Genomic DNA, 20973 nt, shown 5'->3' with positions numbered 1-20973 from the left:
TATTTAAGCGTTGCAACAAGATTCGCCGCTGGAGCAAGCGGAAGAAGTTTCAACGGGTGCAGGCTCATGTGTATAGCGAGCGATGTAGGCTTTTTTGCCTTTGAGCGATATCTTGATCCAAACAAAATGTCCTGATCCAGGGGCAACAGTGATAGGCTCACCAGCCATATTCCACATTGCATCCAGTACGACATCCTGATTGCCGTGAGGTTCAATTACTTCGAGCTTATCGCCAACGGAGAAACGGTTCTTGACATCCACTTTTACACGACCGCTAGCTTGATCAACATCCAAGGTTTCACCTACATACAGGCTTCTGCCTGAGAGTGAGTAACCTCGCATGTAGAGTTGATAGTCCTTGTCATGATGGCGTTCATAAAATCCGTCGGTATAACCACGGTTTGCTAAACCCTCAAGATTGCCGAGCAGGCTTGTATCAAAGGGTCGGCCAGCAACAGCATCATCAATAGCTGAGCGATAAGCTTGGACGGTACGTGAAACGTAATAAGGGGATTTAGTGCGGCCCTCAATCTTGAAAGAATCCACACCCATTTTGCTTAGTCTTTCAATATGCTCAACGGCACGCAAATCTTTTGAGTTCATGATGTAGGTACCATGCTCATCTTCTTCCATCGGCATTAATTCATCCGGCCTTCTGGCTTCCTGGAGTAGAACCACATCACCACTTTGGTTTTGCTGACCAGGTTTTACTTTGTAATCCCAGCGGCAGGCGTTCGTGCAAGCCCCTTGATTTGAATCGCGATGAGACATGTAACCCGACAGTAGGCAGCGACCTGAATAGGCGATACACAGCGCACCATGGACAAATACTTCAAGTTCCATCTCTGGACAATCTTGGCGAACCTCTTCAATCTCATCAAAAGACAGTTCACGAGACAAAATGACGCGACTGATACCTACGGAGCGCCAAAATTTAGCAGAAGCCCCGTTAACTGTATTGGCTTGAACTGACAAATGAATTGGCATATCTGGCCATGCTTCTCGCGCCATCATGATTAGGCCTGGGTCAGACATGATTAGTGCATCGGGTTTCAGTGCTACAACGGGTGACATATCTCGAATGTAAGTACGCGTCTTGCCGCCGTGCGGTAATAAGTTAGAAACAAGATAAAACTTCTTGCCTAAATCATGTGCGGTATCGATACCTTGTTTGAGAACTTCTATTTTGCCGAAATCATTATTACGAACTCGCAAGGAGTAGCGAGGTTGTCCGGCATAAATGGCATCCGCTCCAAAATCAAAAGCGGTTTCGAGCATTTGAAGACTGCCCGCAGGGGCTAGGAGTTCTGGCGTTTTCATCATGAGGCTATTTTAATGCCTGCTTAGCCGATTTGCTTACAGATCAATCACCCTAAACTAGGTCCAAAATACCCAATTTAAGGGGGACAAGGCAAATTATCTATTCGTCAGCGATGCTGTTACGCAGAATGCCAATGGATTCAATCTCAATTTCGCAGATATCACCAGGTTTCATAAAGACAGGGGGTGTTCTAGCGTAGCCAACACCTGCAGGGGTTCCCGTGATCACTACATCGCCTGGTTCTAAAGTCATGCATTCAGAAATCAACACAATGGTTTCTGCAACACCCCAGAGAAAATCTTTGGTGTTAGCGTTTTGCATGATTTGACCATTTAAACGCGATTGAATATTAAGTCCATGGCAAGCGCTTGGAAGCTCATCAGGCGTCACTAGCCAAGGACCAAATGCGCCGGTCTGATCAAAATTTTTACCAATCGTCCACTGAGTTGTCTTGCGCTGGTAGTCGCGAATACTACCGTCATTAAAAATACTGTAACCAGCAATGCAATCTAATGCATTGTCTAAAGTGAGGTGCCGCACTTTTTTACCAACAACAAAAGCTAACTCCGCCTCGTAATCCAGTTTGTCTGAAACTTTGGGGCGCAGGATAGGAGAAAGATGTGCGGTCATTGAGCTAGGGCCGCGCATGAAAAAACTCGGGTACTCGGGCCGTGCGTTACCACCTTCTTTTGCATGGTCGGCATAGTTCAGGCCCATACAGACAATTTTCCCTGGTCTTTCGATAGGTACTTTAAAAGTTATGGCGCTGAGCTTTCCACCTACTGCATTGACATTAGCTAGCGCTGCCGCTGCGCGATCCATGATTTCTTTTGAATGAATCATGTCTTGTAAGTTTTTGGGGAGAAGGGGGTCAGTAGCACATAAATCGATATAGCTGTCTGCATTACCTTTTGAAAGTGCTCCAACACTCTCATAACCATTGGAGCCCTTAAAACCAAATAAGCGCATGTCTGTATCTCCGATTCATTACCAATTGGATTGGTTTAGTTCTTGTTAGTCCCATCAGTATATGTCAGTTAATAGTGCTCGCAGGTTGCCTAAACAGGCCCTAGGATTGCCCCCGAGTGATTAAAGTGTGATAACTTTCTAGCAAGCACTATCAAAGAACACCATAAATAAAAAGGCATAAGAAAACGATGGAGACGCCAAGCATGATGCTTAACGGTGGCCAAATTCTGGCAAACGCACTTGTCAGGCAGGGAGTAGATACTGCCTTTGGCGTTCCTGGCGAAAGTTTCTTGCCTCTATTAAATGGTTTGGTGGATCACTCCAACTTTCGTTTTATTACCTGTCGGCAAGAAGGTGGTGCTGCGTATATGGCAGAGGCCTACGCTAAATTAACAGGTCAGTCAGGTGTAGTGATGGTTACCCGTGGACCGGGCGCATCCAATGCGATGATTGGTATGCACACCGCTTATCAAGATTCAACTCCAATGGTGTTATTGGTAGGTCAAGTTGGCACTGATATGGTGGAGCGCGAAGCGTTTCAAGAAATTGACTATCGCCGCATGTATTCCGAATGCGCAAAGTGGGTAGGGAGCATTGATCGTGTAGACCGCATTGATGAATTTGTTTCCCATGCATTTCATGTGGCACAGGCAGGCCGTAAAGGTCCCGTAGTTTTGGCGTTGCCCGAAGACGTTCTGTATATGTCTGGACAAGAAAACCCAGTCAAGCCTGCACATATTGTGCAACCGGGTTTAGATACGAATGCTTTTGCTCAAGCAATGCAAGCTTTTGTAACAGCAAAAAAACCGATAGTGATTGCCGGTGGCGGTAACTGGAATCAATCAGCTTGTGAAGATTTAAGAGCATGGGCAAATAGCGAAGGTGTACCTATTGCCACGAGTTTTCGCTCTCAAGACATCATGGATAACCTTGATCCAGCATTTGCGGGTGATTTAGGAATCGGTGCCAATCCAGCCCTAGTAAAACGTATTCAAGAAGCGGACGTTGTTCTTGTGATTGGTGAGCGCCTAGGAGAAATGACCACGGCTGGCTACAGCATCTTGTCTGTTCCACAGACGAGAGCGACCTTAATTCATGTACTTTCTGGTCCCGAAGAGTTGGGCCGCGTTTATCGTCCAGATTTTGCGCTCAATTGCAGTCCAGAAAATTTCTGTGCGGCATTGAAGTCAGTGAGGATGGCTAAGGGTCATGATTCGGAGGCAATGAAGGCAGCTCATGCAGAGTATTTGGCATTTGCAAGCCCGATGACCGTTCCGGGCGACATGCAATTGGCCCAGATTATGAGCTCATTACCAAAATCTATCCCTCGTGATTCCATTCTCACAAATGGAGCAGGTAACTTTGCAACTTGGTTGCACCGTTTTTATCCTTATGGCCCCTATAAAACTCAATTGGCTCCAGCCAATGGCTCTATGGGTTACGGTTTGCCTGCAGCTATTGCTGCAAAGATTGTTAGCCCTGAAAAAGTGGCTATTGCAGTTTGCGGCGATGGCGATTTTATGATGAACTGTCAGGAGCTAGCAACTGCAGCGCGCTATGATGCCTTCCCGATTGTCTTTATTGTTAACAACAGTATGCTCGGAACAATCCGTATGCATCAAGAGAGAGAATTTAAGTCCCGCGTGATTGCGACTGGTTTAACGAACCCTGACTTTGTAAAGTTTGCAGATAGCTTTGGGATGCCCGGCTATCGGATTACCAAGACAGAAGAGTTTGCGCCTATCTTTGCTAAGGCACTTGCAAGCAAAAAGGGAGCATTAATTGAAATTGTGCTCGATCAAGAGGTTATATCACCAAGTAAGCTGCTTTCCCAGTTGGGCAAATAGAACATAAGCTAAACAGTAAAGCAAAAGGGCAATAAAAAAGAGGAGCTGGGCTCCTCTTTTTGTTTGGCAAATTAGAGGGTTAATCTACTTTTGCCCCAGAGTCTTTTACAACCTTAGTCCATTTCGCAATTTCATTTTTAATGAAGGTTGCGAACTGTGCTGGTGTATTGCCAACGGGTTGCGCACCCATTGCTAGATACTTTTCTCTGACTGATGGGCTATTAATTGCAGCCATCAATGTAGTGCTATCTTTCATCAGAATATCGGCAGGCATATTTGCAGGACCAACAACGCCAAACCATGAGGTTGCTTCATAGCCTGGCAAATTGGCAGCTTCAGCAATGGTGGGTAAATCTGGAAAGGCAGGTGAGCGTTTAGCACTTGTTACTGCCAATGCTTTTAGACGTCCAGCACGAATGTAATTAATTGAAGAGGGCAGATTGTCAAACATGATGTCTACGTTACCAGCCATCAAATCAGTCACTGCAGGAGGGCTGCCTTTATATGGCAAGTGAACCATATAGGTTTTAGTCATTGACTTAAAGAGCTCACCGGCCATATGGATTGAAGTGCCATTACCACTGGATGCCATATTGACTTTACCTGGGTTGGCTCTGGCATAAGCAATCAAATCATTCACGCTGTTGATATTATTTTTAGAAGCAAATTCTGGATTCAGAACCAAGACGTTTGGTAATTCAGCAACCAAAGTAATGGGCGTGAAATCCTTGATCGGATCAAACGGCATCTTTCCACCACCTTGAGTGTAGAGCGGTAAGTTAATGCCGTGCGTGCCAACAGATGCCATTAACCAGGTGTAACCATCGGGCGATGATTTGGCAACAACCTCAGCGCCGATATTGCCGCCAGCACCCGGTTTGTTATCAATAACCACGTTCCACTTCACGGTATTGAGAAGTTCATTTTGTAAAGGTCTAGCAATATTGTCGGTAGCGCCACCTGCAGGAAAAGGCACTACAAACCGGATTGGCTTATTTGGGTAATCAGATTGTGCGAAAGAGGTTTGAGTGCCCCCCAGCAATACAGCAAGTACAGAGAATAGTTGTACTGTTCGCCCAAACACACTAAAAAGACTGCTGTAAATCATTGCTATCTCCTATTTATTGGAATCATTCTGATGATGATTTCTAATGTCTTAATTTAAGCATAACAGAGCAAATTGAGGGACTATAAATGAAAAAGGGCCCAGATTTCTCTGGACCCTTCACATATTTGGCTCCTCGACCTGGGCTCGAACCAGGGACCTACGGATTAACAGTCCGGCGCTCTACCGACTGAGCTATCGAGGAATAAGCCGATATTATAGCAAGATGCGTTCACTACTTCCGACATCCGTACAGATCCCCAAAGTACTCACCATTGCTGGCTCAGACAGTGGTGGCGGGGCAGGGGTTCAGGCTGACATTAAGGTCATCACCGCTCTTGGTGGGTATGGGATGTCTGTGATCACGGCAATTACTGCTCAAAATACCCTCGGAGTCACACGCATTCAGGATATTGATCTCGATGTTGTCGAGGCTCAAATCGATGCAGTTTTATTGGATATAGGTGCTGATATCGTCAAGATCGGCATGTTGGCCAGTCCAGAAATCGTTCGCACAGTTGCCAAAACATTGCGCAAATATGGCATCAAGCGAATAGTTTTAGATCCTGTATTACGCGCTACTTCTGGCGCCAGTTTGGGTGGTGACGATACTGCTCAAGCGATGATCGCTGATTTATTTCCAATAGCAACGCTCATTACACCTAACCTAGATGAGGCATCTTTGTTATTGGGCCGAGATATTGCTGCCCCAGATGATTTCAAATTGGCAGCGCAAGAATTACTGGATATGGGCCCACAAGCAGTTTTAATTAAAGGTGGTCATCTTGACGCAACACATACTCAACTTACTGATTACTTAATGTGGCGAACGATTGAAGATAGTCTTGAGGTCGTTCAATCGAAAGAGTTCAAACATTATCGTGTTAATACTGCCAATACCCACGGTACAGGCTGTTCGCTTGCTTCTGCGATTGCAACTTACCTAGCGGATGGTCATGATTTACCTCACTCGGTTGCTAAAGCAATTGCCTATGTAGAAGCTGGACTAGAAGCTGGGCGCTTTCTCAGTATTGGAGAGGGCCCAGGGCCCCTGTGGCATATGCATGATTTCTACCCAACGGCTTTGTTAGACGAGAAAGAGAAAAACTAATTACTTTAAGCGAAGCTCAAGCTTGCATTAATTCCTGTAAGTGCTTCACCGCAGCCTTAGGGTCCTTAGCTTGGGTAATGGCTCTTACTACCGCAACCGAGCCTACGCCACTCTTAGATACCGCATGAATACTGTCTTGGTCGATTCCGCCAATCGCTACTAATGGATAGTGACTCATTAATTTAGCGTATTGATAAAGCCTACCAAGTCCTTGTGGGGCAGTGGGCATTTTCTTGAGATTGGTTGGAAAGATAGCACCCATTGCAATATAGCTAGGGCAAAAACGATCCGCAATCACAAGCTCTGAATAGCCATGAGTGCTTAAGCCGAGTCTTAATCCTGCCCCCCGAATTTTCTCCAGATCAGCAGTTTCTAAATCTTCTTGACCCAGATGAACCCCATAAGCTTCTGCGTCAATTGCTTCTTCCCAGTAGTCATTAATAAAGAGCAGGGTCTTGCTACTCTCAACCGCTTTCACAGACTCTTTAATTTGCCTTCTAATTTTGTATCGATCTTCAGACTTAAAGCGTAATTGCACAGTAGGGATTTCTGCATCAACCATGCGCTTTACCCAGTCGGCATCTGGCATGACACCATAGAGTCCCAGACGCTTTGGACATTCCTTAAATGCATTGGGGTTCATATTGCGAGTCCAGGGCAGTAAATCAAATTGCTCTGGTCTGCTGGGCCATTTAAACGGATCAAAGCCCCCATCGTGCAAGGTCATGCGAGACCAAGCCTTGCCTAATACTTTGGCATCGGACTCAATAAAGCCCATCTCAATTGCAGCGAGAGCACCAGCAAGTTCGTAATGATCGGCAGCTGCTTCATTATCAATTCGTGGCGGTGGTGAGTTTATTGAAAATGCGGGAATCGGAATGCAAAGATCGTTGCTACGATGAGCCTGAATAATTTGATCGGCAAGGTCGCGTATGAGACTCATCTGTTTGTCCTTAAGCTTGATGCCAAAAGGGGGTGCCTACTAGTGGTGTACTTGCTTGTGCAGATTCTTGGGGCTTCATTGCGCCAGAAAGGTAAGCGGTGCGACCAGCATCGACTGCCATTGCAAATGATTTGGCCATGGCAACAGGATCGTTGGATAGGGCAACGGCAGTATTGAGTAACACACCATCAAAGCCCCATTCCATGACAGTGCAAGCATGTGAAGGTAGGCCTAGTCCAGCATCAACAATCAAGGGCACTTTAATGCGGTCACGCAATAATTTCATTGCATAGGGATTGAGCGGGCCTTGACCTGTGCCAATCGGTGCTGCCCAAGGCATGATTGCCTGACAACCCACATCAACTAAGCGTTGGCACAAAATTAAATCTTCAGTGCAGTATGGCAGAACCTTGAAACCCTCTTTAATCAAGATTTCTGCCGTTTGCACAAGACGTAGGGTGTCGGGTTGCAGAGTGTAATCATCACCAATAAGCTCTAACTTAATCCAATCACTCTCAAAAACTTCGCGCGCCATATGAGCGGTCGTGATTACTTCTTGAGGACTGTGGCAGCCAGCGGTATTTGGCAATACGGGTACGGCCATCTTCTTGAGTAAGTCCCAAAAACCGCTGTGCGCTTCAGTAGTGCTGGTGCCTTGACGACGTAGGCTAACCGTAATCATCGCGGGATTCGCGCTTTCTACAGCATTCTCTAGAACCTGTGGGGATGGATAGCGAGAGGTGCCTAAAAGCAAGCGACTAGCAAAACTCTCGCCGTAAAGAACGAGGGCATCGACACTGTTGAGCTTGTTGGGTAATGGGGCGTTCATAAAATGGATAAGCTATCTTAACCGCCTGTAACAGGGGCAATGACTTCAATCTGATCATTTTCATTTAAGGTGAATTGATCGTACTGAGTCTTGGGTACAAAATTCAAATTAACAGCTACTGCAAACGGTGGCTTGGCATTAATCAAAGAAAGTGCATCCGAGATCATGCTCTGACCCGGAAGTTCATATTCAATTTGATTCACCACTACACGCATAAGCCTGCCTCTTTACTACTGGTATTTCCAATTAAACCAAGATTACTCGTTAGGTTGAGACCTAATTCAAGAGCCGTATTGCTTTGACCGCTTTCCAGGATCTCCAATGTGCAATCTAAAACTGCAGGAGAAATCATAAATCCATGGCGATATAGGCCATTGATCATGATCAAATCCGATAACCCTTTCTCTTTCTGAATCCGAATTTCTGGTAAGTTATTTTTTAAGGTAGGGCGACATTGGGTGGCCATTTCCAAGATGCGGGCTTCCGCAAAGCCACTGTGGACGGTATATACCGCACTCAATAATTCCATAGCCGAGCGCACGCTCATTTCGGAAAGATCATCTGACTCAATTTCAGTTGCGCCAACAACATAGACATCATTCTCTTTTGGGGCAATATAAATTGGGTAGCGAGGATGAATTAAACGAGTGGGGCGACGCAATTTAACCTCAGGCGCATACAAGCGTATAACTTCGCCTCGCACACCACGCAAGCTATTGACGGACGATGACCAAGCATTCTTAGCGCCATTGCCACGGCAATCTATAACCGATTGATAAATGCCATCTGCACGTAATTGCTCTGGATCAACCGCCATATTCCAATGGCAATTGACTTTTAGGGTATTGAGTTCATGTAAAAGGGCGTCGAGTAGTTGACGATTATCGAGCTGCCCTTCATTTGGTAAATACAAGCCTTGCATAAAGCGATCAGCAACACCAGGTTCAATATCTCGTATGTCTGAACTATTCAGTTTTTGAGGAAGCGCTAGTTGAGAATTGTTACGACAATTTTTTTCTAAATGTTTCGTAAAGCGTTCAGCTTCATTCGCATCTTGTCTGTGCCACAAAATCAGCGTGCCATCTTGCTGAAAAAATACTGGCGAAGAAAGCTGTTCAATTAACTGTTTCCAGCGTGGCAAGCTATGTATGCCCATACGTACGACAGAGTCTTCGGTAATCGCGGATTCCGCAAGCGGGGCCAGCATAGCCGCAGCAATGCGAGCTGCTGCAGTGCTGGCATCAGAGCTGCCTTGATCAAATACATCAACCTTTTCACCACGCTGCGCAAGCGCAACCGCTAGCAGCCGACCCATGAGGCCGGCGCCAACGATGGCATATTTGCTATGCATGGCAGGCTGATTCATGAGGCTTACTGATAAATTTCGCTACCGCGTTTGCGGAACTCAGCAGACATTTCTTCCATGCCCTTAGTGGCCTCTGTCACTTCAGCAATCGGAATCACTTTAGAGCCTTGCTTAGGATTGCCATCAGCATCCAATGTCGCTGCATAGTCACGTACTTCTTGAGTGATCTTCATGGAGCAAAACTTCGGACCGCACATGGAGCAGAAATGTGCAATCTTGGCACCTTCCGCTGGCAAAGTTGCATCATGATATTCACGTGCACGCTCTGGATCTAAGCCTAGATTAAATTGATCTTCCCAGCGGAACTCAAAGCGTGCTTTGGAAAGGGCGTTATCGCGCACTTGAGCACCAGGCAAGCCTTTTGCAAGGTCAGCGCCATGAGCGGCAATCTTGTAGGTAATGATGCCTTCACGAACATCTTCCTTGTCTGGTAAGCCCAAATGCTCTTTCGGTGTGACATAGCAAAGCATCGCTGTGCCATACCAACCAATTTGAGCTGCGCCAATGCCACTGGTAATGTGATCATAGCCAGGGGCGATGTCGGTAATCAATGGTCCAAGAGTGTAGAAGGGGGCTTCTAAACAATGTTTGAGCTCTTCGGTCATATTCTCTTCAATGCGTTGCATTGGAACGTGACCAGGACCTTCAATCATGACTTGAACATCATGCTTCCATGCTTTAGCAGTGAGTTCACCAAGGGTATGGAGTTCGCCAAATTGTGCGGCATCATTCGAATCTGCAATACAGCCAGGACGCAAACCATCACCCAAACTAAAGGAGACGTCATAAGCCTTCATGATTTCGCAAATCTCATCAAACTTGGTGTAGAGGAAGTTCTCTTTGTGATGTGCAAGACACCATTTAGCCATGATAGAGCCGCCGCGTGAAACGATGCCGGTGATGCGATCGGCTGTTAGCGGTACATAGCGTAGCAAGACACCAGCATGAATGGTGAAGTAGTCAACACCTTGCTCTGCTTGTTCGACTAGGGTATCGCGGAACATCTCCCATGTGAGATCTTCTGCAATGCCACCGGTCTTATCTAATGCCTGATAAATCGGAACCGTACCAATGGGTACAGGTGAGTTACGAATAATCCACTCACGGGTTTCATGAATGTGCTTACCTGTGGATAGATCCATGATGGTATCTGCACCCCAACGGATCGACCAAACCATTTTCTCTACTTCTTCGTTGATGGAGGAGGTCACCGCAGAGTTACCTAAATTGCCATTGATCTTTACGCGGAAGTTGCGACCAATAATCATTGGCTCAAGTTCAGGGTGATTGATATTGGCAGGAATGATGGCGCGTCCAGTAGCAATCTCGGAGCGCACAAACTCACCGGTAACAATGTCAGGCAGGTTGGCCCCATACCCTTTGCCAGGATGCTGTTTGAGTAGTTGTTTGTAAGCAGGGTCTTTGCGTAATTGCTCCAGACCCATGGATTCACGCAGGGCAACGTATTCCATCTCAGGAGTAACGATGCCCTTACGGGCGTAATACATTTGGCTGACGTTATGTCCTGATTTAGCAACCCGAGGTGCGCTAATGTGAGCAAAGCGTAAACTTTGTGTTGCTTCGTCTTTTGAGCGCGCAACGCCGTATTCAGAGCTAGGACCCGCAAGTTGCTCTGTGTCATTGCGTTCTTTAATCCAGGTCTCACGTAATCTTGGTAAACCTTTTTCAAGGTTGATGACAATTTCTGGATCGCTATAAGGACCCGAGGTATCGTAAACAGGTACAGGCGGATTAGCAACCAACTCTTCACCAACCCGAGTTGGTAATTGCTCAATCATGCGGATCGGTGCCTTAATGTCGGCACGTGAACCTTGCAAGTAGGTTTTCGTTGAGGCCGGGTAGGCAAATTTTTGACCGAAGTCACGCTCCAAACTTTTCAGACTTGGAATTTCATGTTTGGTTTTTTGGTTATCTTTGCTCACGTCCATCTCCTTACTGTTTTAGATGGACGAAACCGGGTGTCGGTCTGATGTAACTCCCCACGCCAGCATTACCTGGATCGGGTTCTAGGGTCTTTCTCAGCACCTCGGAGCTAAATCCGCTCTTAAGGGCACCCCTGTTTCATCCTTAAGTGAGATTTAACCACGAAAAGGGTCACGGTCGCATGACGTTGATCAAGAGGGCCAAACGTAAGCTGAAATGGCTACTTATTGCGCCGCAGAATGAAATCTGCCGTAACAAACGCCGCATCGCTAGTAAATTCATCGGCCAAGATACGGGCAGCAGCTTCTGCATATGAAACCTCAATAAAACCGCTGACTTCGCCATCATGGTTAGTGGGTATGAAATTATTGGCAAGCTCAAGGTCGTAGACAAAGAGCTGCTCATCATGAAAGCCTCTGCCTGAGATCGGACGGCGCATATGAATGCGCCCAACAGGTTCGATTTCATCGGCAATTTGGGGTGGTACACCCGCTTCCTCCCAAAGTTCACGCCTTGCGCTCACCCAAGGAGTTTCATCTGCAGTAATTCCGCCGGCAGCAATGTTATCTAGCTTGCCAGGATCGGTGGGTTTATTTTCACTACGCCTGCCAAGCCAAATGGTGTTGTTCTTCGTGTACCCATTGATATGGGTTGCCATACTCCGAAATCCAAAGGTGCGAAACGCAGCACGCTCAAGTCGAAAATACTTGTGCCCATTTTGGTCTACCCAAGCAAAATCTTCGTTACGCCATCCAGGGATAAAACCACCTAAGCGCATGAAGTTGGCTAACTGATTAAGGCTTGCTGATAGCTCCCTTGGTTTGCCCAAGTGAATTGTTAAACGATCATTTCCCATGAAAATGAGTGGAACCGCTTGCTTTTTAAGTGACCCTTGTAAATAGGGAATGAAATCCGGATTTAAATGTCCAATTGCCTGTTCTTCAGTAGACTCGCGTGCAAAATAAATGGGCATGTAATCTGCGGGAGCAGAGCGAGCCGTGTTTTGGAGCATTTCCTCAAGGGCGGCAATAGTACTGGTAGATAAAGCAGTCATTGATTGGAGTTTAAGGGAACTTGGCTTAATCCGCAGGCATTTGTCAATGATTCCTAACACATCGACATCAAGAAATATTTTTTTGCACTTGCAAAAAATCTTCATGACTTTTGCTGATTATTTAAGCAAGCTAGATCAGTCTATACAAATCTGCGACTTACGAAAACTTTTGTGGATTTATCCACATAGCCTGTGGATAACTCTGATTATTTTGATGGTCCCGCCGACAGGAATCGAACCTGTATCCCACGCTTAGGAGGCATGTGCACTATCCATTGTGCTACGGCGAGTTGTCAATATTTTCTAGCTTGATACAACAATCGTGCTAGGGAAAACCTGATTGCAATGCAATTTATAAATGATTAATTGACCTTTTACCAACCACATAAAGCCCAAACTTGAGTACTAATGGCGATCATCATATCTGGCGCGTAGTATGCAGAAAAAATGAATAAGAAGATGAGTAATGCAAAACCATAAGCGATCGACTTCCAAATACTAGCTTTTTGTTGTTTAAGCATTTGCAGTTCGGACGATTGCACGTTCTTTTACGGGTAGATTTACCAGCGAAGCAAAAACACCTAGTCCAATAGCAATTTCCCAAACGATCAAATAGGATCCTGTGCGATCAAATAAATAGCCGCCTAAGAAAGCGCCACAGAAACTACCAAGCTGATGAGAGAAAAACACCAAACCTGAAAGCATCGTTAAATACTTCACACCAAAGATTTGGGCCACGATCCCATTTGTCAATGGAATGGTGGACAACCAAAGAAAGCCCATGACTGCCGCAAATACATAGGTGCTTATGGGGCTAGGTGGTATTAATAAAAATGCAGTAATCGCAAACGCACGACCTAAATAAATGCTTGAAAGTAAATACCGCTTCGGAAAGCGTTGCCCGAGATACCCAGAGCTATAAGTGCCAAAGATGTTAAAGAGTCCAATTAGGGCGAGTGCGGTAGTGGCTACCACAGGCGCTCCTACGGCTGGGTAAACCGCAGAGAGATCTTTGAGGTAGGGTGCTAAATGCACTGCAATAAAGACAACCTGGAAACCACAAACAAAGTAACCTAATGTCAGCAACTGAAAACTTGGATTGCCAACGGCTTCTTTCAATGCTTCTTTAATTGTTTGATCGCCTAGATTGTGATTGTGTACAAAGTTTTTCTCGCGCAGCATAAATGCTGTTGGAATCATGAGGCTGGCCATCAAGCCCAGCATTAAGAGTGCATCTTGTGCGCCAAACGCACTTAACAACCCTTGTTCTGCCGGAATCATAAGGAACTGACCAAATGAACCAGCGGCTGCCGCAATACCCATTGCCCAGACTCTTTTATCAGCAGGAACATTGCGACCTAGAATTCCATAAACCACGCTATAGGTGGTGGCAGTTTGCGCTAGGCCAATCAACAAACCACCTGCAATCGTAAAATTGAGTGCGTCTGTAGAAATTGCCATGCCAGCTAAACCAAGCGCATAAAGTACGCCACCAGCAATCATGATCTTGAATGCGCCATAACGATCTGCTAAAGCACCAGTGATAGGTTGTACCGCACCCCAAATCAAATTTTGCAATGCAATCGTTAAAGCAAAGGTCTCACGACCCCAGCCGTTAGCCATGGTGACTGGTAAATTAAATAATCCGAATCCATGGCGGATGCCCATCGACAGTGTGACCATGAGTCCGCCATAAATCAGGACTTGTTTCATGGTGAGTGAGGGCTTAGGGCTAGCGCTCATTAAATGATTCCTTTGGTGCGAAGGTCTTTAATAGACTCATCATCTAAATGCAGTCTTTCATGCAGCACTTCTTCAGTATGTTGGCCGAGAGTAGGTGGTGCCATCCGCACTTCTGTGGGGGTCTTAGAGAGTTTCATTGGGCTGGCTACTAATTTCATATTGCCTACCGTTGGATGCGGAACATTAATTTGCACATTTCTGGCGATCACCTGTTCGTTCTCAAATACTTCTTTGAAATTATTAATTGGGCCGCACGGAACATTTGCTTGTTCCAGTAGCGCAATCCATTCACCTTTGGTTTTTTTACGGGTCATTGCCTCTAGTAATGGAACTAATTTTTTACGATGCTGCACACGCAAAGGATTTGTTAGGTAAAGCGGATTGTCTGCCAGATGAGCCTCGCCACCAGCAGTCACAAAATGACGATACTGCCCATCATTGCCTGCTGCTACGATCATCCAGCCATCAGAGGTTGGAAAAGTCTGGTAGGGAACGATGATGGGTGAGGCATTGCCCCAGCGGCGCGGAACTTCACCTGAAGTTAAGTAAGCGCTAGAGATATTCGCCATCACTGCAATTTGCGTGTCGAGCAAAGACATGTCAATGTATTGACCTTCGCCAGTGTGATCGCGATGCACTACTGCTGCAAGGATGGCGGTCGAAGCATACATACCCGTAAAGATATCGGCAATTGCAACGCCAGACTTTTGAGGGCTAGCCCCTTCAAAGTCATCCGCTTCACCTGTCACACTCATGAAGCCACCAATACCCTGAATAATGAAGTCGTAACCAGGGCGATGCGAATAAGGACCTGTTTGACCAAAGCCGGTAATTGAGCAGTAGATCAGATCGGGTTTAATTTTTTTCAGGCTTTCATAATCAAGGCCGTATTTAGCCAGATCGCCTACTTTGTAATTTTCGATGACGACATCGGATTCTGCTGCCAGCTGTCGAATGATGTCCTGACCCTCGGGTTTGCTGATATCAACTGTGATGGAGCGCTTATTGCGGTTGATACAAATAAAATAGGCAGATTCCTCAGTTTCATGGCCATTGGCATCTTTGGCAAAGGGAGGGCCCCAATGGCGCGTGTCGTCTCCAGCGCCAGGACGCTCAACTTTAATTACGTCAGCGCCCAAATCCGCTAGGTTCTGAGCACACCAAGGACCCGCAAGCACGCGGCTGAGGTCTAAAACACGAATATGACTTAAGGCTCCCATACCCCAATTTTGGCATGGATGGCAGGGGAATTCGGGAAAAGTTCGGACTTAGACTCAGACATGACTACAATTTGCGCGCATGGCTACCCGTAAAACTTCTGAATACAGCGAATCATCGATTCAGGTCCTAAAAGGGCTGGAACCAGTCCGTCAGCGGCCTGGGATGTACACCCGAACTGACAACCCCCTTCATATCATCCAGGAGGTCTTGGATAACGCTTCTGACGAGGCTTTAGGTGGCTTTGGTAAGCAAATCATCGTTACTTTGCATTCAGATGGTAGCGTCAGTGTGGAAGATGACGGTCGTGGTATTCCTGTTGGAATGCACCCCACTGAAAAATTGCCCGTAGTTGAAATTGTATTTACACAGCTGCATGCTGGTGGCAAATTTGAAAAAGGTACCGGTGGTGCTTATGCATTCTCTGGCGGCTTGCATGGCGTTGGCGTTTCAGTGACTAATGCGCTCTCAAAACGATTAGAAGTGACTGTATGGCGTGATGGCCAAGTTTCTACGTTGACATTTGCCGATGGCAAAGTGATTGAGAAACTGAAATCCAAACCTTCTTCTAAAGAAGATAAGTCACATGGCACACGCGTACGCGCTTGGCCAGATGGCAAGTATTTTGATAGCTCTGCTATCCCAATGGCAGACTTGATTCGTTTGCTGAGATCGAAAGCTGTTTTGTTGCCTGGTGTGAAGGTAACGTTAATTCAAGAGAAGTCAGGTGATAGCCAAACTTGGCAATATGCACAAGGTTTGCGTGGCTACCTCAATGAGGCAATTGCTCAAGCAGGTCATGGGCCCGAGGTCATTCCACCATTCGAAGGTGAGCAATATGCCACTGGTACTGGTGAAGATGATTCCTTTGCTGAAGGCGAGGGCGCAGCATGGGTTGTAAGCTGGACAGAAGATGGCGCACCAGTGCGTGAAAGTTATGTGAACTTGATTCCGACTCCAGCTGGTGGAACGCATGAAAGTGGTTTGCGTGAAGGCCTCTTTAATGCCGTTAAAGGTTTTATTGAAATGCACGCATTACAACCTAAGGGTGTGAAGCTGATGCCGGAAGATGTCTTTGCACGCGCTTCCTTTATTTTGTCTGCCAAAGTATTGGATCCACAATTCCAGGGCCAGATCAAAGAACGTTTAAATTCTCGTGATGCGGTGCGTTTAGTTTCTGGTTACGCAAAATCTGCACTAGAGCTTTGGCTCAATCAACACGTTGACTATGGTCGTAAATTGGCGGACTTGGTGATCAAACAAGCCCAAGCAAGAACCCGCGCTGGACAAAAAGTCGAGAAGAAAAAATCTTCTGGTGTGGCCGTACTTCCTGGGAAACTCACGGATTGCGAGAGCGAAGATATCGCTCAAAACGAAATCTTTTTAGTTGAGGGCGATTCCGCGGGCGGCTCGGCTAAGATGGGTCGTAATAAGGAATATCAGGCGATTTTGCCCCTGCGCGGCAAGGTTTTGAATACCTGGGAGGCAGAGCGCGACCGTTTGTTTGCCAATAATGAAGTGCATGACATTGCCGTGGCCATTGGCGTCGACCCGCATGGGCCTAACGACAACCCAGACTTATCGAATTTACGTTACGGCAAAGTGTGCATCCTGTCTGATGCGGACGTCGATGGCGCACATATTCAAGTATTGCTATTGACGCTGTTCTATAAACATTTCCCTAAACTAATTGAGTTGGGTCATGTTCATATTTCACGACCACCTCTATTTAGAGTTGATGCTCCGGCACGCGGCAAAAAGCCAGCGCAAAAGATTTATGCACTTGATGCTAATGAACTTCAAGCAATCGAGGATAAGTTGCGCAAAGACGGCGTAAAAGAATCCGCATGGCAAATCTCCCGCTTTAAAGGTTTGGGTGAGATGAGTGCAGAACAATTATGGGATACCACTCTTAATCCGGATACGCGCCGTTTGCTACCAGTAACTCTGGGTTCTTGGACCGAAGATGAAACTTTTAAAACAATGGATATGTTGATGGGCAAATCTGAGTCAGGTGCACGCCGTGATTGGCTTGAAGAGCGCGGCAATGAAGTTGAGGCAGATATTTAATGGCAACGAAAAAGACCACGGGCAAGAAGCCAGCAGCAGAACAAGCAGATTTATTTTCATCTCCCATTGAAGAGATGGAGATTGTTGAAGTCGATGAGGCTTCAGTACCCAAGGCGAGCTTAACCAACACTCCCAATGGCCCTAAAGATCCGCATGATCCAAAGACCATAGATTTGAATGAAGACAATAAAGATAGTCTGACACTTGCTGTGTACGCAGAGCGCGCCTATTTAGATTATGCGATTAGCGTAGTCAAAGGGCGTGCCCTACCAGATGTATCGGATGGTCAGAAACCTGTCCAGCGCCGTATTTTGTTCTCGATGAGTGAAATGGGCTTGCGAGCAGATGCTAAACCCGTGAAGAGCGCTCGTGTGGTTGGTGATGTATTAGGTAAATTCCATCCTCACGGCGATCAATCTGCGTATGACGCACTTGTGCGCTTGGCACAAAGCTTCTCGCTTCGCTACCCATTAATTGATGGTCAAGGTAACTTTGGTTCCCGTGATGGGGATGGTGCAGCGGCGATGCGATATACCGAAGCCCGTTTAACCAAAATTGCTGGCCTGCTGCTTAGTGAAATTGATGAAGGCACGGTAGACTTTGCGCCGAACTATGATGGTTCTTTCCAAGAGCCGAAGTTGCTACCAGCCCGTTTGCCATTTGTATTGTTAAACGGTGCTTCTGGTATTGCAGTAGGTATGGCTACTGAGATCCCTTCGCATAACCTGCGTGAAGTTGCTTTAGCTGCGATTGCTTTGATGAAGTCACCTAAGCTCTCGACGGCTGATTTACTTGAAATCATGCCAGGACCAGACTATCCAGGCGGCGGTCAAATCATTTCTTCTGCTGCAGAGATTGCTCAGATCTATGAAACCGGTCGTGGTAGCGTTAAAGTTCGTGCGCGTTGGTCAGTAGAGGAGTTGGCGCGTGGTCAATGGCAAGTTGTCGTCAACGAACTGCCTCCATCTGCATCTTCTCAACGTGTATTGCAAGAGATTGAAGAAATCACCAATCCTAAGGTGAAAGTTGGCAAGAAAACCTTAACTCCAGAGCAAAACAACCTCAAGTCAACAATCTTGAATGTACTTGATGGCGTTCGTGATGAATCCAGCAAGGATGCTGCTGTGCGTCTGGTATTTGAGCCAAAGAGTAAGAATATTGATGTTAATGAGTTCGTTAATCTCTTATTAGCTCATACCTCGCTTGAATCTAATGCGCCAATGAACTTGGTGATGATTGGTAATGACGGGCGTCCACGTCAAAAAGGCCTTAAAGAGATTATTTCTGAGTGGATTGAGTTCCGAGTGGCCACGGTTACTCGTCGTACCCAGTTCCGTTTGGGCAAAGTCAAAGACCGGATGCATATATTGGAAGGGCGCTTAACGGTTCTTCTGAATATCGATAAGGTGATTAAGATCATTCGCAATAGCGATGAGCCAAAAGCCGATTTGATTAAAGAATTTAAGCTTACTGATCGCCAGGCCGAAGACATTCTAGATATTCGCTTGCGTCAATTAGCGCGTTTAGAGGGCATCAAGATTGAGCAAGAACTCAAAGAGCTCAAATCAGAGCGCGATGATCTAGAAGGCTTGTTGCAGAGCGATACGGTTTTACGTAAACGGATCATCAAAGAAATTGAATCCGATATCAAAGACTTTGGTGATGATCGTCGCACCTTAATACAAGAAGATAAGCGTGCAATTGCAGAAACCAAGGTGATCGATGAGCCAGTAACCGTGATCGTCTCTCAAAAGGGATGGGTGCGAGTACGTCAAGGTCATGAGCATGATGCAACGCAATTTAGCTTTAAGGCTGGCGATGCCCTTTATGAAACCTTTGAGGTTCGAACAGTGGATGTAATACAAGGCTTTGGCAGTGATGGTCGGGTCTATACCGTGCCTGTGAGCGAGTTGCCGGGTGCTCGCGGTGACGGTTCGCCATTGACTAGCTTTGTTAATCTAGCTCCTGGTTCACAAATGGTGGCGTATTACGCAGGTCAACCGGACGACTTAGTTTTACTTTCTACAAAAGCTGGTTACGGCTTCTTGGCTAATGTGGCCGATATGAGTACACGAAATAAGGCTGGTAAATCCTTTATCACTTTAGATGCCAAGGTTCCTGGTGATGCGCCATTGGGCGCAACCAAGGTGCAGGTTGGTATGAAGCAGGTTGCTTGCTTGTCTCAAGCTTCTAAGTTATTGGTATTCCCATTAGATGAACTCAAGCGCTTACCAACTGGTGGTAAAGGCGTCATCTTGATGGGCCTAGACGATAAAGAATTTATAGCGTCAGCCATTGCGGTAGGCCCTAATGGGGCTACATACTCTGGGGCGGGACGTGCAGGTAAGCCAACTGAACTGAGTTTAGATGCTAAAACACTCAAATCTTTTGCCGGTAACCGTGCACGTAAGGGGCACTTTGTTGAGCCACGCCTTAAGGATGGAAAGCTCAAAGCAAACTAACAACGCGAATGAATAGCTTAGATTTTCTTTGGCACGGTAATGCCGTACTTCACGGCAATCACTTCCGCCAAAATCGATACTGCGATTTCTGGTGGAGTGAGGGCGCCAATATTAAGACCCACTGGGCCATGTAAGCGTTCCACCTCTTCTTTGCTTACATCAAAATCGAGTAAACGCTCTTTGCGTTTCTGAGTATTTTTTCGACTACCCAAAGCGCCCACATAAAAAGCAGGGGACTTGAGCGCTTCCATCAATGCCATGTCATCAAGCTTGGGATCATGCGTTAAAGCCACGACAGCGGTGTGTGGGTCAACTCCAATTGCAAGCAATACATCGTCTGGCATTCCTTTAATGAAGGTCACATCGTTTCGGTTAAGGCCTTCGGCATATTCTTCTCGAGGGTCAATCACGATGACCTCAAAATCGGAGGCTAATGCAAAGTCAGCCGTATACAAAGATAGTTGGCCCGCACCAATGATGACCATGCGCCAACGTGGACCGTAGGTCGTGCTCATTTCAGAGTCCGTATACGTAAATTCATCGTTACGGTTACCAGCTTCTAAGGTCGATTTGCCGCTAGCAATATTGACAATACGTTTTGTTACTTGGTGCGAAGAAATGCCTACTAGAAGTTTTTCTAAAATTGCTAATTGAGGCTTAGGCTCTACAAGAAGACGAAGCGTTCCGCCGCAGGGAAGACCAAATCTAGCGGCTTCCTCTTGGCTCACGCCATAGACAACCATTTCTGGAGTATTGCGCGTGAGAATTTCAGATTGAACTCGGCTAATAAGATCATCCTCAACGCAGCCACCAGAAACGGAGCCTGCTACCTGACCATCATGCCGAATTGCTAACCAGGAGCCTACAGGGCGAGGTGCCGAGCCCCAAGTTTGTACCACGGTAGCGATGGCAACAGGGTGGCCGGCTTTGAGCCAGCTAACTGCGGATTTGAGGACGCTTAAATCGGTGCTATTCATTCAAGTTCTTTTGA

17 protein-coding genes, 2 tRNA genes and 1 riboswitch are annotated in these 20973 nt (G+C 46.4%); of the genes, 4 read left to right on the top strand and 15 right to left on the bottom strand.

The genetic code is table 11. The features are described 5' to 3' along the window. Nucleotides 1–3: 3 nt before the first annotated feature. Together A8O14_RS05615 and A8O14_RS05610 are read right to left on the bottom strand one after the other, a co-directional pair. Entirely contained in the window at nucleotides 4–1323 is a 1320-nt protein-coding gene (locus A8O14_RS05615) for a peptidase U32 family protein (RefSeq protein WP_068948614.1), read from the bottom strand. 97 nt (nucleotides 1324–1420) lie between these two features. Next, complete coding sequence (locus tag A8O14_RS05610; RefSeq protein WP_068948613.1) at nucleotides 1421–2290, bottom strand: fumarylacetoacetate hydrolase family protein; 870 nt, start codon at nucleotides 2288–2290, stop codon at nucleotides 1421–1423. A gap of 203 nt (nucleotides 2291–2493) precedes the next feature. On the opposite strand from A8O14_RS05610, the gene A8O14_RS05605 reads away from it, so the two are divergent. Continuing rightward, nucleotides 2494–4137, top strand: a complete 1644-nt coding sequence (locus tag A8O14_RS05605) for a thiamine pyrophosphate-binding protein (RefSeq protein WP_255531335.1) — start codon at nucleotides 2494–2496, stop codon at nucleotides 4135–4137. Nucleotides 4138–4216: 79 nt separating this feature from the next. Here A8O14_RS05605 and A8O14_RS05600 read toward each other — a convergent pair whose 3' ends face one another. Together A8O14_RS05600 and A8O14_RS05595 are read right to left on the bottom strand one after the other, a co-directional pair. Next, the gene (locus A8O14_RS05600; protein ID WP_068948611.1) at nucleotides 4217–5245 is read right to left on the bottom strand and encodes a Bug family tripartite tricarboxylate transporter substrate binding protein; all 1029 of its coding nucleotides are present in this window, start codon (nucleotides 5243–5245) and stop codon (nucleotides 4217–4219) included. Between the two features lie 126 nt (nucleotides 5246–5371). Then, nucleotides 5372–5447: transfer RNA gene (locus A8O14_RS05595), tRNA-Asn, on the bottom strand. A 21-nt stretch (nucleotides 5448–5468) separates the two neighbouring features. On the opposite strand from A8O14_RS05595, the gene thiD reads away from it, so the two are divergent. Further along, on the top strand, nucleotides 5469–6353 hold the full coding sequence (thiD, locus tag A8O14_RS05590) for a bifunctional hydroxymethylpyrimidine kinase/phosphomethylpyrimidine kinase (RefSeq protein ID WP_068948610.1): 885 nt from the start codon (nucleotides 5469–5471) through the stop codon (nucleotides 6351–6353). Nucleotides 6354–6369: 16 nt separating this feature from the next. Here the strand turns inward: thiD and thiE are convergent, their stop codons facing one another. The 10 genes from thiE to A8O14_RS05545 all read right to left on the bottom strand — a co-directional run bounded on the left by thiE (nucleotide 6370) and on the right by A8O14_RS05545 (nucleotide 15452). Then, the gene (gene thiE / locus A8O14_RS05585; RefSeq protein ID WP_068948609.1) at nucleotides 6370–7296 is read right to left on the bottom strand and encodes a thiamine phosphate synthase; all 927 of its coding nucleotides are present in this window, start codon (nucleotides 7294–7296) and stop codon (nucleotides 6370–6372) included. 10 nt (nucleotides 7297–7306) lie between these two features. Further along, nucleotides 7307–8125, bottom strand: coding sequence for a thiazole synthase (locus A8O14_RS05580; RefSeq protein ID WP_068948608.1), 819 nt, complete (start codon nucleotides 8123–8125; stop codon nucleotides 7307–7309). A 17-nt stretch (nucleotides 8126–8142) separates the two neighbouring features. Next, complete coding sequence (thiS, locus tag A8O14_RS05575; RefSeq protein ID WP_068948607.1) at nucleotides 8143–8340, bottom strand: sulfur carrier protein ThiS; 198 nt, start codon at nucleotides 8338–8340, stop codon at nucleotides 8143–8145. Further along, a complete protein-coding gene (locus tag A8O14_RS05570) occupies nucleotides 8331–9491 on the bottom strand; it encodes an FAD-dependent oxidoreductase (protein WP_068948606.1) in 1161 nt (386 codons plus the stop codon). Before A8O14_RS05570 ends, thiS begins: the two co-directional genes overlap by 10 nt. 5 nt (nucleotides 9492–9496) lie before the next feature. After that, the gene (thiC, locus tag A8O14_RS05565; RefSeq protein ID WP_370623029.1) at nucleotides 9497–11401 is read right to left on the bottom strand and encodes a phosphomethylpyrimidine synthase ThiC; all 1905 of its coding nucleotides are present in this window, start codon (nucleotides 11399–11401) and stop codon (nucleotides 9497–9499) included. A 70-nt stretch (nucleotides 11402–11471) separates the two neighbouring features. Continuing rightward, a riboswitch (TPP riboswitch) is annotated at nucleotides 11472–11580 on the bottom strand. Between the two features lie 75 nt (nucleotides 11581–11655). Continuing rightward, on the bottom strand, nucleotides 11656–12489 hold the full coding sequence (locus A8O14_RS05560; protein WP_068949738.1) for an NUDIX hydrolase: 834 nt from the start codon (nucleotides 12487–12489) through the stop codon (nucleotides 11656–11658). Nucleotides 12490–12704: 215 nt separating this feature from the next. After that, nucleotides 12705–12779, bottom strand: a tRNA-Arg gene (locus A8O14_RS05555). An 84-nt stretch (nucleotides 12780–12863) separates the two neighbouring features. Continuing rightward, entirely contained in the window at nucleotides 12864–13010 is a 147-nt protein-coding gene (locus A8O14_RS11750; RefSeq protein WP_161484808.1) for a hypothetical protein, read from the bottom strand. Next, nucleotides 13003–14232: an MFS transporter gene (locus tag A8O14_RS05550; protein WP_068948604.1), complete on the bottom strand. Its 1230-nt coding sequence runs from the start codon at nucleotides 14230–14232 to the stop codon at nucleotides 13003–13005. Before A8O14_RS05550 ends, A8O14_RS11750 begins: the two co-directional genes overlap by 8 nt. Beyond that, nucleotides 14232–15452: a CaiB/BaiF CoA transferase family protein gene (locus A8O14_RS05545; protein WP_068948603.1), complete on the bottom strand. Its 1221-nt coding sequence runs from the start codon at nucleotides 15450–15452 to the stop codon at nucleotides 14232–14234. Before A8O14_RS05545 ends, A8O14_RS05550 begins: the two co-directional genes overlap by 1 nt. Nucleotides 15453–15531: 79 nt before the next feature. Here A8O14_RS05545 and A8O14_RS05540 point away from each other — a divergent pair, with 79 nt between their 5' ends. Then, nucleotides 15532–17520 carry a DNA topoisomerase IV subunit B gene (locus A8O14_RS05540; RefSeq protein WP_068948602.1) on the top strand — a complete coding sequence of 663 codons (1989 nt, stop codon included), beginning with the start codon at nucleotides 15532–15534 and terminating at the stop codon, nucleotides 17518–17520. Between the two features lie 74 nt (nucleotides 17521–17594). Further along, nucleotides 17595–19982 carry a DNA topoisomerase IV subunit A gene (parC, locus tag A8O14_RS05535; RefSeq protein ID WP_228385129.1) on the top strand — a complete coding sequence of 796 codons (2388 nt, stop codon included), beginning with the start codon at nucleotides 17595–17597 and terminating at the stop codon, nucleotides 19980–19982. A gap of 17 nt (nucleotides 19983–19999) precedes the next feature. On the opposite strand, the gene A8O14_RS05530 is transcribed toward parC, so the two are convergent. Beyond that, nucleotides 20000–20959 (bottom strand): XdhC family protein, encoded by a 960-nt coding sequence (locus tag A8O14_RS05530; RefSeq protein WP_068948601.1) that lies wholly within the window; start codon nucleotides 20957–20959, stop codon nucleotides 20000–20002. Nucleotides 20960–20973 lie beyond the last annotated feature (14 nt).

The organism is Polynucleobacter wuianus (genome assembly GCF_001659725.1).
GTDB lineage: Bacteria > Pseudomonadota > Gammaproteobacteria > Burkholderiales > Burkholderiaceae > Polynucleobacter > Polynucleobacter wuianus.
The sequence above is the reverse complement of the archived record's forward strand: the minus strand, read 5'-3'. Positions and strand labels throughout refer to the sequence as shown.

Coding starts and splice junctions, on each gene's coding strand:
- A8O14_RS05545 (WP_068948603.1), bottom strand. CDS start 15,452: ATGGGAGCCTTAAGTCATATTCGTGTTTTAGACCTCAGCCGCGTGCTT.
- parC (WP_228385129.1), top strand. CDS start 17,595: ATGGAGATTGTTGAAGTCGATGAGGCTTCAGTACCCAAGGCGAGCTTA.
- A8O14_RS05600 (WP_068948611.1), bottom strand. CDS start 5,245: ATGATTTACAGCAGTCTTTTTAGTGTGTTTGGGCGAACAGTACAACTA.
- A8O14_RS05530 (WP_068948601.1), bottom strand. CDS start 20,959: ATGAATAGCACCGATTTAAGCGTCCTCAAATCCGCAGTTAGCTGGCTC.
- A8O14_RS05605 (WP_255531335.1), top strand. CDS start 2,494: ATGATGCTTAACGGTGGCCAAATTCTGGCAAACGCACTTGTCAGGCAG.
- A8O14_RS05570 (WP_068948606.1), bottom strand. CDS start 9,491: ATGAATCAGCCTGCCATGCATAGCAAATATGCCATCGTTGGCGCCGGC.
- A8O14_RS11750 (WP_161484808.1), bottom strand. CDS start 13,010: ATGCTTAAACAACAAAAAGCTAGTATTTGGAAGTCGATCGCTTATGGT.
- A8O14_RS05550 (WP_068948604.1), bottom strand. CDS start 14,232: ATGAGCGCTAGCCCTAAGCCCTCACTCACCATGAAACAAGTCCTGATT.
- A8O14_RS05580 (WP_068948608.1), bottom strand. CDS start 8,125: ATGAACGCCCCATTACCCAACAAGCTCAACAGTGTCGATGCCCTCGTT.
- thiS (WP_068948607.1), bottom strand. CDS start 8,340: ATGCGTGTAGTGGTGAATCAAATTGAATATGAACTTCCGGGTCAGAGC.
- thiD (WP_068948610.1), top strand. CDS start 5,469: ATGCGTTCACTACTTCCGACATCCGTACAGATCCCCAAAGTACTCACC.
- A8O14_RS05540 (WP_068948602.1), top strand. CDS start 15,532: ATGGCTACCCGTAAAACTTCTGAATACAGCGAATCATCGATTCAGGTC.
- A8O14_RS05610 (WP_068948613.1), bottom strand. CDS start 2,290: ATGCGCTTATTTGGTTTTAAGGGCTCCAATGGTTATGAGAGTGTTGGA.
- thiE (WP_068948609.1), bottom strand. CDS start 7,296: ATGAGTCTCATACGCGACCTTGCCGATCAAATTATTCAGGCTCATCGT.
- A8O14_RS05560 (WP_068949738.1), bottom strand. CDS start 12,489: ATGACTGCTTTATCTACCAGTACTATTGCCGCCCTTGAGGAAATGCTC.
- A8O14_RS05615 (WP_068948614.1), bottom strand. CDS start 1,323: ATGATGAAAACGCCAGAACTCCTAGCCCCTGCGGGCAGTCTTCAAATG.